The 1,072-nt window shown below is 64.6% G+C and carries 1 protein-coding gene and 1 pseudogene; both read left to right on the forward strand.

The features are described from left to right. Window positions 1-65: 65 nt before the first annotated feature. Complete coding sequence (locus AX702_RS06765) at window positions 66-704, forward strand: flagellar basal body-associated FliL family protein (protein WP_066777840.1); 639 nt, start codon at window positions 66-68, stop codon at window positions 702-704. Between the two features lie 6 nt (window positions 705-710). Then, a pseudogene (locus tag AX702_RS06770) lies at window positions 711-1,072 on the forward strand (flagellar motor switch protein FliM); the annotation flags it as partial.

Raw genomic sequence — 1,072 nt, forward strand, 5'->3', positions numbered from 1 at the left:
GCGGCGCAAGACGAGGCCGCGCTCTCCGACGAACGAATCGCGTGAACGGCGAAAGGCGATGAGCAGTGAGTGACAAGGACAAGGGCGCGGCCGAAGGCGCGCCAAAAAAGAAGGGCAAGATCGGCAAGATCCTGGTGATCGCGGTCGGCGGCGTTGTGCTGATCGGCGGCGGCGTTGGGGCGGGCCTTTATGCTGCCAGCGCCGGCGTGATGGGAGGCGCCAGTGCGCATGCGGCGGATGAAGGCAAGCCGAAGCTGGTTCCCAAGAGCGAGCAGAAGCGCCCGGAAGAGGGTGGCGGATCGGGCGGTGGTCACGGCGGCGATGCCGGCGGCGACGATTCGGGCCACGCCGGCAAGCCGACGCCGGAGGGCGCTGGCGGCGATCGCTACGCCTCCAACTATTTCGCGCTCGAAAAAGAGTTTACCGCGAATCTCCAGGATTCGATCCACTTCTTGCAGGTGGGTATCGCGGTGTCGACGCCGTACGACGATACGGTGATCCAGCACATCAAGACCAATGATATCGCGATTCGCTCCGCCATCCTGATGGCGCTGGGTGACACCACGGAAGACCAGGTGTTTTCCTCTCAGGGCAAGGCCGCGCTGGCGAAGCGGCTGACCGTAGCGATCAACAATACGCTGGAACAGAAAGAGGGCTTTGGCGGCGTTAGTAACGTCTACTTTACCAATTTCGTTGTTCAGTGACCGCATATGGTTAACGCCAAGCCAGAACTTGCTCGCGAACGGCGAGAGCGCGCCCGACCGCAGGCCCTCCAAACGGGTGGCCTGGGGCAGGCGAAGCTCAATCCGTTCGGCGACCTGCACACGCTGCAGCATCTCTCCGCGCGTCTTGCGCGGGGGCTGCGCGGCGTGTTCGAGCCGCTGCTACGCGAGGAAGTGCGGGCCTGGGCCGAACCGCTCGCGGTGCAGCGCTTCGCCGATTATCGCGCGGAGCGCCCGGACAAGCTGACCGCCTGGCTGCCGCTGGGCATGGACGATCGCACGGCATTGCTGGTGCTGGACGGCAGGTTCGTTCTCGAGCTGCTCGATCTCTTCTTTGGCGGCACCGGCGC

Source organism: Sphingomonas sp. CCH5-D11 (genome assembly GCF_001557395.1).
In the GTDB taxonomy this organism is placed as follows: domain Bacteria; phylum Pseudomonadota; class Alphaproteobacteria; order Sphingomonadales; family Sphingomonadaceae; genus Sphingomonas.